Annotated in this window: 9 protein-coding genes and 1 tRNA gene; all 10 read right to left on the reverse strand. The window is 36.0% G+C overall.

Annotation, left to right across the window (positions count from 1 at the left end; translation table 11 throughout):
* Positions 1 to 336: 336 nt before the first annotated feature.
* Positions 337 to 410 (reverse strand) — tRNA-Arg (locus B0A67_RS08445).
* A gap of 78 nt (positions 411 to 488) precedes the next feature.
* Entirely contained in the window at positions 489 to 938 is a 450-nt protein-coding gene (locus B0A67_RS08450; protein ID WP_072960944.1) for a GatB/YqeY domain-containing protein, read from the reverse strand.
* 203 nt (positions 939 to 1141) lie between these two features.
* Positions 1142 to 3193 (reverse strand): cell division protein FtsZ, encoded by a 2052-nt coding sequence (gene ftsZ / locus B0A67_RS08455; protein WP_072960948.1) that lies wholly within the window; start codon positions 3191 to 3193, stop codon positions 1142 to 1144.
* Between the two features lie 85 nt (positions 3194 to 3278).
* Positions 3279 to 4703: a cell division protein FtsA gene (gene ftsA, locus B0A67_RS08460; RefSeq protein ID WP_072960951.1), complete on the reverse strand. Its 1425-nt coding sequence runs from the start codon at positions 4701 to 4703 to the stop codon at positions 3279 to 3281.
* Between the two features lie 6 nt (positions 4704 to 4709).
* Entirely contained in the window at positions 4710 to 5432 is a 723-nt protein-coding gene (locus B0A67_RS08465; RefSeq protein WP_072960954.1) for a cell division protein FtsQ/DivIB, read from the reverse strand.
* Positions 5419 to 6768 (reverse strand): UDP-N-acetylmuramate--L-alanine ligase, encoded by a 1350-nt coding sequence (gene murC / locus B0A67_RS08470; RefSeq protein ID WP_072960957.1) that lies wholly within the window; start codon positions 6766 to 6768, stop codon positions 5419 to 5421. Before murC ends, B0A67_RS08465 begins: the two co-directional genes overlap by 14 nt.
* A gap of 153 nt (positions 6769 to 6921) precedes the next feature.
* The gene (gene murG, locus B0A67_RS08475) at positions 6922 to 8007 is read right to left on the reverse strand and encodes an undecaprenyldiphospho-muramoylpentapeptide beta-N-acetylglucosaminyltransferase (protein ID WP_072960961.1); all 1086 of its coding nucleotides are present in this window, start codon (positions 8005 to 8007) and stop codon (positions 6922 to 6924) included.
* Between the two features lie 43 nt (positions 8008 to 8050).
* Entirely contained in the window at positions 8051 to 9370 is a 1320-nt protein-coding gene (locus tag B0A67_RS08480) for an FtsW/RodA/SpoVE family cell cycle protein (protein ID WP_072960964.1), read from the reverse strand.
* Positions 9371 to 9451: 81 nt separating this feature from the next.
* Positions 9452 to 10786: a UDP-N-acetylmuramoyl-L-alanine--D-glutamate ligase gene (murD, locus tag B0A67_RS08485; RefSeq protein ID WP_072960967.1), complete on the reverse strand. Its 1335-nt coding sequence runs from the start codon at positions 10784 to 10786 to the stop codon at positions 9452 to 9454.
* Positions 10787 to 12019 carry a phospho-N-acetylmuramoyl-pentapeptide-transferase gene (mraY, locus tag B0A67_RS08490; RefSeq protein ID WP_072960970.1) on the reverse strand — a complete coding sequence of 411 codons (1233 nt, stop codon included), beginning with the start codon at positions 12017 to 12019 and terminating at the stop codon, positions 10787 to 10789.
* Positions 12020 to 12024: the final 5 nt, after the last annotated feature.

A 12024-nucleotide genomic window follows, 5' to 3' on the forward strand; every position in this document is an offset into this window, starting at 1 on the left:
ATGATTACCGTATAATAAAACTAGAAACTGAGGAAAGAATAAACAGGCTCGAAGTAAAATTAACCTCTGGAATTAAAGGTACTGCAAACGTGGAACCCCTACTGAATAAGGCTATCAGTAATATTTCTCAACTTGCAACATTATACGAAGAAGGAACAACAGCAAGGAAAAGAAAGATTATAGGTTCGATTTTTCCTGAAAAACTCACTTTTGAAAATAATCAGGTTCGAACCACCAGAATTAATGAAGGATTGAGGCTAATGCTCTTATTTTACAAGGGCTTAGACAATAAAAAAAAAGGGACAAATCAGAAAAATTCTGATTTGTCCCAAGAGGTGACCACGGAGGGGTTCGAACCCCCAACCCTCAGAGCCGAAATCTGATATTCTATCCAGTTGAACTACGTGGTCTTTTGATTGCAGATTGTTGAGTTTAGATTTTAGATTATTGAATGAAATCTAAAATCTGAACTCTAAAATCTAATGTTTTTATACTAAAAGTTTCTTAACGATTGCAGAAATGGTTTTTCCTTCAGCAGTTCCGCCTAATTGAGCAGAAGCTAATCCCATAACTTTACCCATCGAAGCAATTCCTGAAGCTCCGGTTTCTGCAATGATTTTTGCAACTACCGCTTCTACTTCTTCTTCGCTTAACTGTGCAGGTAAAAACTTCTCGATTACAGCAACCTGAGCCAATTCCGGTTCAGCTAAATCAGGACGATTTTGTTCTGTAAAAATTCTGGCACTTTCTTTACGAGTCTTAACCAGCCTTTGAAGCAATTTAACTTCATCGTCTTCTGTTAATTCTTCTTTAGAACCAGAAGCTGTTGAAGCTAATAACATTTCAGATTTAATAGCTCTCAATGCCTCTAATGCTACTGTATCTTTTGCTCTCATGGCGGTTTTAATCTCGTCCATGATTAATGTTTGTAAACTCATCTTTATTTTTTATTTAAATAGGTAAAACCTATAATTGATATGAATATTTGAAAGTGTGTTCCGGACCTCGCCTGAACCGACAACAAAATTAACTTTTAAAACTAAATTTAGAAGTCAAATTTTAAATTCTGTGCGAAGATAAAAAAAATAACCCGAAAATTAAATCCAATTTTCGGGCTATCTGTAATATTATGATTGTAAAATTAATCTACGTTGTCGTGCAAAAATGAATTGTTTGAACGCAATTGCAAATCGTTGTTACTATCTGTTCCAACTGATATTCTTGAATTGGTTGTATTCGACTGATTGTTCGAAAGATCGATACCTAATCTTTTGTAAGCAGGCTCTTTCTCTAATTCGTCAATTCTTGAAACATTATTATGGAATTTATAATTAAATTCTTTTAGTTTCTTTCTTCTTTCTTCAGCTCTCAATCGTAAAGTTTCCTCAATTGTCAATTCCATCGGAGAAACCTCTGAAGTTGTTGCAAAACTAGCTTCACTGGCAAAATCAACTTTTTGTTTCATAGTGATGTTTAATTCCGCAGGAATTACTTCTTCTACCACTTTATCCGCAGGTTTTGATGCCACTAAATCATTTTCTACCTCCATATATTCTTCTAACGAATATTTGATAATCCCTTTATCTGAAAGTTCTGTTACCGGTACAAATTGCACTGGATCATTTACTTTGATATTACGGGTTTCATTCGATAGTTCGAATAAAACTTTATTCTCTTGCTGAGCAACTGGTTCTTTCTTTACTTCCGGCTCTGATCTGAAAAGCGGTAAGTCGAATGAGAAAGTTGTTTGTTCTTCTCTTTCGAAAGTTCTTTGCTGAACTTGCTGAACTGGTTTTACTTCCTGAATATTTTGTGCTTCCGGAGCTGAAATCGTAAAATCAATATCTGTAATAGGCGAAACAATTTCGAATGTTACATCCAGGTTTTTAATAAACTCAGACATTACTACCAACTCATCCTGATTCATTGATTGAGCAACTGGTGGCACAGGAGTAACTTCAACCGGAGCAACTGCAACTGGAGCAACTACAACTGGAGCAACTTGTGTAGGCGTAAATGGAGTTACGATATCTTCATCATCATCCATTAGATCAAAAACAATTTTTTCTTCTGATTTTGCAGTAGGTGTTTCAGCATTTACATCAAAAGAAGTAACCGATTTATTTGTTAAATTATGAACACTTCTTTGTTCATCTTCTAACGTATGAATGATTTTTTTAGGTTCTGTATTTACAATTTCGTTTTGTTGTTCAACATCAAAACCTGTTGCAATAATAGTCACGGCAATAGCATCACCAAGAGTTTCGTCTTCACCAACTCCCATGATAATATTGGCATTATGACCTGCTTCTACCTGAATGTGATCATTGATTTCTCCGATCTCATCCAATGTAATTTCGTTTGATCCAGAAACGATAAGCAACAATACGTTTTTGGCTCCTGTAATCTTGTTGTCGTTTAACAACGGAGAATCCAATGCTGAAACAATAGCATCTTTTGCTCTGTTTTCACCAGCAGCAACAGAAGATCCCATGATTGCTGTTCCGCTGTTTGATAAAACAGTCTTAGCATCACGTAAATCGATATTTTGAGTATAGTGGTGCGTAATTACTTCAGCAATACCTCTTGAGGCTGTTGCCAAAACTTCATCCGCTTTAGAGAATCCTGCTTTAAAACCAAGATTTCCGTATACTTCTCTTAACTTGTTATTATTAATTACAATTAACGAATCGACTTGCTTACGCAATTTTTCGATTCCTAAAAGTGCCTGTTCCTGACGCACCTTTCCTTCAAACTGAAAAGGAATCGTCACAATACCTACAGTAAGGATTTCTCTTTCTTTGGCTAATTGTGCAATTACCGGAGCTGCACCAGTACCTGTTCCACCACCCATACCAGCGGTAATAAATACCATCTTAGTACCACGGTCTAACATTTTTTCGATATCAGCGATACTCTCAATAGCAGACTGCTGTCCTACATCAGGATTTGCTCCTGCTCCAAGACCTTCTGTCAGATTCATACCTAACTGAATTTTATTAGGTACTGAACTATTCTGTAGTGCCTGTGAATCGGTATTACAAACGATGAAATCAACGCCTTTAATACCTTGCTTAAACATGTGGTTGATAGCATTACTACCACCTCCACCTACACCTATTACTTTGATAACATTTGATTGGTTTTTTGGTAAATCAAATGAAATACTTCCAAATTCTGAGTTGCTCATCATCTTTTTGGTTTTTGAAATTCTTATTTAAATACATTTTTTACTTCTTGACTTGGGGCCAAAAAAGTAATCCTTTTCTTTTATTATTTTATTCTGCGTTGTCTAAAAAATCTTTGATTTTATCGACATATCTATCAAAAAATGATCTTCTGATTTTAGTTTCGGTAGATTCTTCTTTCGATACATTATTCCTGACAACTTCTCTTGTTTCTTCGATAGTTTCTACTCTTTCAACGTAGTTTTCTTCAACTTCGTATCGTTGTTGTACAGGTTGTTGTGTCTGCGGAGGAACATTTCTGTAGACTACTTTTGTCTGTTCGTTTACAATCTCCATTCTAACAGCACTTTGCGTACTGTTTTCGATACTGTTCATTACTAAACCAACTGCTGTTGCAAACAACGGACTAGAAATTTCTTCACTAGAATTACCTGCCAAATGCTCATTTGGATATCCAATTCTGGTATCCATACCAGTAATGTACTCTACTAATTGTTTGATATGTTTTAGTTGAGCCCCACCACCTGTAAGCACAATTCCCGCAATTAATTTTTTACGCGGATCTTCGTGTCCGTAAGCTTTAATTTCTGCGAAAACCTGTTCTACAATTTCTACCACACGGGCATGAATAATTTTAGATAAGTTTTTAAGCGAAATCTCTTTTGGCTCTCTGCCTCTTAAGCCCGGAATAGAAACAATCTCGTTGTCTTTATTTTCTCCCGGCCAGGCTGACCCGAATTTTATTTTTAAAAGCTCTGCTTGTTTTTCGATAATCGAACAACCTTCTTTGATATCGTCTGTAATTACATTTCCTCCAAAAGGGATTACTGCTGTATGACGAATAATACCATCTTTGAAAATGGCTAAATCTGTTGTTCCGCCACCAATATCAATTAGCGCTACTCCTGCTTCTTTTTCTTCCTGACTTAAAACGGCATCTGCAGAAGCCAAAGGCTCTAATGTCAGTCCTGACAATTCGATTCCTGAACTCTGGATACATCTTCCCACATTTCTGATCGATGATGCCTGCCCTACTACTACGTGAAAACTAGATTCTAATCTTCCGCCGTACATTCCGATTGGTTCTTTTATTTCAGACTGCCCGTCGATTTTGAATTCTTGTGGCAGAACATGAATAATTTCTTCTCCCGGTAACATCGCCAGTTTATTGACCTGGTCGATCAAAAGCTGAATGTCTTTTTCGCCAATTACTTCTTCCGGATTATTACGGCTGATATAATCTGTATGCTGTATACTTCTGATGTGCTGTCCTGCAATACCCACAACAACATCTTTTATTTTATAACCTGAATTATTTTCGGCTTCAAGTATTGCTTGTTGAATAGATTGAATAGTTTGCGTAATGTTGTTTACAACTCCTCTCGCAACTCCCAAACTTTTGGATTTTCCAATACCCAAAATTTCCAACTTTCCATACTCATTCTTCTTGCCGATCATGGCAACTATCTTTGTCGTTCCAATATCTAGACCTACTGCAATGTTATCTTTTTCCATTTTCTATTATTTTGTGCAAACTACTTGTTCCGTAAACCTAAGGTCAATCTTTTTGTATTTATATAACGAACTATCTAAAACCGCTTTCTGAAAAAAGGCTTTATAATTATTAAATTTCTTATCAACATTCATCGTTCTGCCAAAATCGATGAAGTAATTATAATTTCTATTAAACAATTTTAAGCTGCCATTCGGCATAATTTCAATTGCAATGATGTTTTTTCTCAAAAACGCATCGTCATAAATTGTGCGAAATAGCACCGCTAAATCTTCGTTATTTTTTTCATTTATTGCCCCGGAAACAAGAGGAACTCTGGCAGTATAATTGTCTGACAAAGGCATTTTATTACCCTCATAGTCAATATAAAAAGAGGCATCACCATCATAAACTCGCGCTATTGGTGTCTTCTGTTTTACTACTGCTTTTAGAACCCCATCGATACTTACAAAAACATTTGACTTTTCAATCATCTCTTGTGTATCGAGGGTTTTCTCAATCTTATTCAAATCTAACTCATCTTTTCGGATACTGGAAGCGTCTCTTTTATTTTCTATCAACAATTTATTAACCGTTTCCGGCTTCACAAAAAGCGTATTTTCCCCTACAAAAACAACAACGGATTTTTTTAATTTTCGATCGCCATTTCGATGTTGGGCAAAAGAATATAAAAATAAAACGAGTCCTAAAATGAGAATTAATCTAATATTTGTCCAATTAAATATTTTCATTTAGCATTTTTTTGATTGACGGAACCATCTCTCCAATATCACCAGCTCCTATTGTTACAATTATTGGCGCATCACTGGCTTTGATCTCCGCTAATAAATCACTTTTTGCAACAATTTTCTTGTTCGAATTTGTCATTTTCCCTAACAGCCATTCTGATGTAATTCCTTCCATCGGTAATTCGCGTGCCGGGTAAATATCCATTAAAAACACTTCATCAAATTGAGATAAACTTTCGGCAAATCCATCAGCAAAATCTCTTGTTCTGCTGAACAAATGCGGCTGAAAAATTGCCAGCACTTTACGTCCCGGATACAACTCGGTAACTGCCTGATGTACTGCATTTATCTCTGTTGGATGATGTGCATAATCATCTATATAAACTAATTTATCTGACTTAATCTGATAAGAAAAACGCCTTCTGATTCCGTTGAATGAAGCAATGGCTTTTGCAATCAAGTCGGTCGGGGTACCAAAAGTCTTTGCCATTGCAATAGCCATCAATCCATTCATTAAATTGTGTTTTCCAGGCAATCCAAAATGCAAATCTTTTATGATTTCTGATGGTGTCTGAACATCAAAAACATAGCTTCCGTTTTCTATACGAACATTGAAAGCCTTATATACAGCATCTTCATTTATAGCACATTGCACTCCCTCAAGAGGTAACTCCTTTGTTATAAACAATTTATTCTTATCTTCTACTTTCGAAGCAAATTCTACAAACGAAGCTTCAATTGCCTCACTTGTTCCATAAATATCCAAATGATCGGCATCCATTGACGTGATACAGGCTATATTGGGATGTAAATGCAAAAATGAACGATCAAACTCATCAGCTTCTACAACCGTTACTGTTTTTCCGCTTCCAATTAAGTTAGAATTATAATTCTCTACAATTCCCCCCACAAAAGCGGTAACATCAGCACCACTTTCATATAAAATATGACCCAAAATACTCGAGGTTGTTGTTTTCCCGTGTGTTCCGGCAACTGCGAAACTAAAAGTGTCTTTAGTGATAATTCCTAAAACTTCGGCACGCTTTTTAATTTCGTAATTTCTTTCGATAAAATAATTCCACTCTGAATGTGTTTTTGGTACAGCCGGAGTAAAAATCACCAATGTATTTTCGACAAAATAATCAGATGGAATGAGGTTTATATTATCTTCAAAATGAATATCAATACCACTTTCAATTAATTCACTTGTCAGCATCGATGGCGTTTTATCGTAACCTGAAACCTGTTTCCCGATATTTTTAAAATAGCGGGCCAGCGCACTCATTCCGATGCCTCCAATGCCAATAAAATAAACGTTTTGTATTTGATCTAAATTCATTTCTATTTGTTTTTGAGCTATTTACAGGTTTCTTTATTTTCTAAGAAACTAATAATTAGACCTTTGTATTTTTCTTACTTTAATAACTCAAAACGCTTAAAAATAGCGTTCTGACTTTTTTATTCTGTTCTATAATTATCAGAAAAAGTTATATTATAACAACTTTCTTATCTGATCTACAATCACTTTTACAGCATTTGGCATCGCTAATTTTTTAATATTAACACTAAGCTGTTTTTGTTTGCCTTCATCTTTGAGCAATGCTTCAAAAACAATACTAAACTGACTGTCTAATTCTGACTCCTTTAACAAAATAGCCCCTTTTGCATCTACTATTGCCTGAGCATTTTTAGTCTGATGATCTTCGGCTACATTTGGTGACGGAATAAAAATTACCGGTTTCCCAACGATACACAATTCTGAAACTGAGGATGCTCCTGCCCGCGAAATAATCACATCTGCCGCAGCATACACAAAATCCATTCTTTCAATAAAATCAACAACTCTTACATGCTGTTGATTGTGTTTTTTATACTCTTCGAAATATAGCTTCCCACATTGCCAGATTACCTGAACATCCTGAGAAAGCATATTTTCTAATTCTTTTTCTATGAGCTGATTGACTCTTCTGGCCCCTAAACTACCTCCTAAAACCAAAAGTGTTTTTTTATTAGGATCTAAACCGTAAAAAGCAATTGCTTCCTCACGTTTACTATCAATATCTATCAGATCCTGACGAACCGGATTTCCGGTTAAAACAATTTTTTCTTTAGGAAAAAAACGTTCCAGATTTTGGTAAGCAACACAAATTGCATTGGCTTTTTTACTCAATAATTTATTGGTAATTCCCGGAAATGAATTTTGCTCCTGAATTACAGTTGGAATTCCGGCTCCTCCCGCTGCCTGTAATAACGGTCCGCTCGCAAAACCTCCTGTACCTATTACCACATTCGGTTTAAATTGTTTGATAATTCGTCTTGACTCTAGCAAACTTGTTGCCAGCTTTAATGGGAACATTAAATTTTGCAAGGTTAATTTTCTCTGCAAACCGGCAATCCAAAGACCTTTTATTTCATAACCTGCCTGAGGCACTTTTTGCATCTCCATTTTATCTTTTGCACCCACAAAAAGAAATTCAGCATCAGGAAATTGTGCTTTTAATTCATTAGCAATAGCAATTGCAGGATAGATATGTCCTCCTGTTCCGCCACCACTTAATATGAATTTATAATTTGCCATTTTTTTTAAAAGTTATTCGCTTTAAAAATTATTCTTTTTAATCTTATTTATTCAATACTGCATTCATCGGATTTCTTGAATTATCTTCGATAGAATACATTCCTTCTGTTGCGTATATTTCTTCCTTTTCATTTTCGACAGCATCTTCTTCGGCTAATTCTTTATCAATTAATCTCTGAAGGGCTTCTCTTCTTCTTTCTTTTTCTTCTTGTTCTTCGGCAATTTCTTCGTCTTTTTTCGTCACGCTAATAATGATTCCAAGAGAAAAACAGGTCATCCAGATCGAACTACCACCACTACTTATCAGCGGAAGCGTCTGTCCTGTTACCGGCAATAACTCTACCGCAACTGCCATATTAATCATCGCCTGAAATATCATCGGAAAACCGAGCCCAACAACGACTAACTTCCCAAATAGCGTATTGGCTTTGTGTGATGCAATTACAAATCTGAACAATAACAATAAATACAAGACCAGAATTGCTACTCCGCCCACCAGACCATATTCTTCGACAATAATCGCATAAATAAAATCGGAAGACGATTGTGGCAGAAAGTTTTTCTGAACACTTTTACCTGGTCCAACTCCACCAAACTGTCCTGATGCTATCGCGATTTTTGCTTTCTCAATCTGATAATCATCTTCATCAGGCTTGTCTGTAGTAAAGTTCATAATACGACTTTCCCACGTTGACACCCTGCTGAAGAATCTTGAATCCGGAAAAGCTTTTGCTACCAAAAGAAAAAACAACAGCATCCCAATTCCTGAGCCTATAATAAAACCTATATACTTAAGCGGGTACCTGCCAATAAATGTCAGCATAATTACCATCGAAAATATCAATGCCGTCGTCGAAAAGTTTGCTGGTAAAATAAGCGCTAAAGTTATAAAAACAGGCAGCCAAAGCTGTATTAATGACGTTTGAAAAGGCTCATTTTCGTCTCTCGTTTTCGACAAATAACGTGCTACATAAATAAACAATATGCTGGCCGCCAAAGTCGAAGTTTGAAATGTAATACCAATAAAAGGTACCTGAATCCAACGACTTGCATTCGCACCGGCAATTACGGTTCCTTTTAAAAGCGTATACGCCAACAAAACCCAAACTACAGGAAGCGCAACTTTTGAAATCGCCCTGAAATAATGATACGGAACTCTGTGCACCCAATAAATAATCAGGAAACCAATACATATATGTGCCAAATGTTTTACCAAATAACCCAAAGTATTTCCGGTTCCGTGACCTATATAAGCCAGATTACTACTCGCACTAAAAACAGGCATAAACGAAAACAGCGCCAATAGAGCCACAAATGACCATATTACCCTATCTCCTTTTAATTTGTTAACCAATTCTTTCATAGTGCGCTTAAGTTTCAGGTTTATTTTGTTTCATGTTTCAAGTTCCGCCTAACGTGAAACTTGAAACATGAAACTTTTTCTTTATAGATTGTGTACCGCTTGCTTAAATTGCTTTCCTCTGTCTTCGTAGTTTTCGAATAAATCGAAACTGGCGCAGGCCGGAGACAACAAAACTGCATCCCCTTTTTCTGTTAAACGCTGTGCTGTTTTTACAGCATCACTCATATTATTTACTTCGACCATCATATCAACCACATTTCCAAAAGCGTTAATAATTTTGTGATTATCAACTCCAAGGCAAATAATTGCTTTTACTTTTTCACGAACTAACGACATCAATTCGTTATAATCGTTTCCTTTATCAACTCCACCCACAATCCATACAGTCGGCACATTCATACTGTCTAAAGCAAAGAAAGTAGCATTTACATTTGTTGCTTTTGAATCGTTGATATATTGCACATTCTGAATTTTTAATACTTTTTCTAAGCGGTGTTCAACACCTTGAAAATTAGATAAACTTTCGCGAATTGTTGCATTTCTAATTTGCATCAATTTTGCTACAGAGCTTGCTGCCATTGCGTTTTTCATGTTATGTTTTCCTTCTAACGCAATGTGTTCTGTTTCCATTGTAAACTCTTCTTGGTTGATCTTTATTTCCATTTTGTTGTTATTTATAGAAGCTCCTTCATCAAATTGTTTTATCAATGAAAAAGGAATTAATTTTGCTTTTGTTGTGTTATTTTTTAACCATTCTGTAATTGCCTCATCATCTGCGTCGTAAATAAGATAATCACTTTCGGTCTGATTCATTGTTATTCGAAACTTTGAATCGATGTACTTGTGATATTTATATTCGTATCGGTCTAAATGATCCGGACTAATATTTGTAATAATGGCAATATCCGGCCTGTAATCTATAATCCCGTCGAGCTGAAAACTGCTTAATTCAAGCACATAGGCATCGAATTTATTTTCGGCTACCTGCCAGGCAAAACTCTTTCCGATGTTTCCGCCTAAACCAACATTTAATCCTGCTGATTTCAACAAATGATGCGTTAACATTGTTGTGGTCGTTTTACCGTTACTCCCGGTAATCCCTATTGTCAAAGCTTCTGTAAAAGGCTTGGCAAACTCGATTTCTGAAATCACTTTGATTCCGGCAGCGATTAGCTTTTGTACTATGGGAGATTTCTCAGGAATTCCGGGACTTTTCATTACCACGTCGGCATTTAAAATCAGGTCTTCAGTATGTTTTTCTTCTTCCCAAGCAATTTTATTAATGATAAGAACTTCTTTATAGCTCTCTTTGATTTTTCCGAAATCAGATACAAAAACATCGTATCCTTGCTTCTTTCCAAGAATCGCGGTACCAACACCACTTTCTCCTCCGCCAAGTACTACCAATCTCTTCATCTATCTAAGTTTTAAAGTAACAATTGATAATATGGCCAACATGATCGCAACAATCCAAAAACGGGTTACAATTTTACTCTCGTGATACCCTTTCTTTTGATAGTGATGGTGCAATGGCGACATCAGAAAAATTCTTCGGCCTTCACCAAAACGCTTTTTTGTGTATTTAAAATAACTCACCTGCAAAACCACTGAGAAATTCTCAACCAAAAAGATTCCACACAATAACGGAATCAATAATTCTTTACGAACGGCAATTGCTAAAACTGCTATGATTCCACCAATAGTCAAACTTCCTGTATCTCCCATAAAAACTGATGCGGGATACGAATTGTACCAAAGAAAACCAATTAGCGCCCCCACAAATGCAGATATAAAAACGGTCATCTCCCCAGAATTAGGGATGTACATAATATTGAGATAGTTTGAGAAAATGATATTTCCCGAAACAAACGTAAATATACCGAGCGCCAATACCGAAACTGCAGAAGTTCCTGCAGCGAGCCCGTCAATTCCATCCGTTAAATTAGCTCCGTTTGAAACCGCCGTAATGATAAAAATCACAACCGGAATAAAAATCAACCACGCCCATTTTTCATATCCTTCACCTGTCCATGCCAATAATTCAGCATAATCAAATTCGTTGTTTTTTACAAAAGGAATTGTCGTTGCTGTAGATTTCTCTTCAATTGGTGCAGGCAAAACAACAGCTGTATTGGTTGCAGTTCTAAAAACATCTGTTCTTCCGGTATCTGTTCTTACTGTTACCGCAGGATTAAAATAAAGAACAGCTCCCACAATAATTCCTAAACCAACCTGACCAATAACTTTAAAAATTCCTTTAAGCCCTTGTTTATCTTTCTTGAATATTTTGATATAGTCGTCTACAAAACCAATTGTTCCCATCCAAAGAGTCGTTACAATAAGTAATACTATATAAATATTATGCAAACGGGCAAATAACAAAACCGGTACCAGTGTCGCAAAAATGATAATCAGTCCTCCCATTGTTGGAGTTCCCGCTTTTTCATTTTGACCAGCCAGACCTAACTCACGAACGGTTTCACCAACTTGTTGTTTACGCAAAAAGTTTATAATTCTTTTTCCGTAAATCGTTGACAAAAGCAATGAGAGCATCAATGCCAAAGCCGATCTAAAGGTAATGTACTGGAAAACTCCTGTTCCCGGCACATCTAGTGTCTTGTCTAAATATTCAAATAAATAGTATAACATATATC

The sequence above is a fragment of the Flavobacterium aquidurense genome, assembly GCF_002217195.1.
Taxonomy (GTDB): domain Bacteria; phylum Bacteroidota; class Bacteroidia; order Flavobacteriales; family Flavobacteriaceae; genus Flavobacterium; species Flavobacterium frigidimaris.